The sequence below is a fragment of the Bradyrhizobium sp. BRP23 genome (genome assembly GCF_020194135.1).
Lineage (GTDB): Bacteria > Pseudomonadota > Alphaproteobacteria > Rhizobiales > Xanthobacteraceae > Bradyrhizobium > Bradyrhizobium yuanmingense.
Map to the genome: position 1 here is coordinate 1 of NZ_JADYVW010000068.1, position 403 is coordinate 403.

Sequence of the window (403 nt, forward strand, 5' to 3'; positions counted from 1 at the left end):
ATGAGGGCGTGGGCGGTTTGACGGCGTTTCAGGCCGCGCTCGGCGAGGCGCTCGAGCATGCCGCCGTGCCGGTGCAGCGCGGGCCGTTCAAGCCGCACATCACGCTGTTGTATGACCGCGGCGGCTTTGCGGCGAAGGCAGTCGAGCCCATCACTTGGACCGTACGCGAGTTCGCTTTCATCCATAGCTGGCTCGGCAAGACGCGCTACGACGAACTCGGCCGTTGGGCGCTCAAAGGCTGAGCGCCACGTCGTTACGCACAGCCGTCCGGGCCGCAGACGGGGCCATCGGCTTCGCTCGCCGGGGCAAGCGTGCCGATGTGCTGTGTCAGCGCCTGCACCCAGGATTCCGGCTTGCCAAGCCACGGGCCGATGTCGATGATGCCCAGTCGGCCATCCACATC

1 pseudogene is annotated in these 403 nt (G+C 67.2%); it reads left to right on the forward strand.

Going from position 1 to position 403, the window contains the following annotated elements:
• Window positions 1-242: pseudogene (locus tag I6F24_RS37370) on the forward strand (2'-5' RNA ligase); the annotation flags it as partial.
• Between the last annotated feature and the right edge of the window lie 161 nt (window positions 243-403).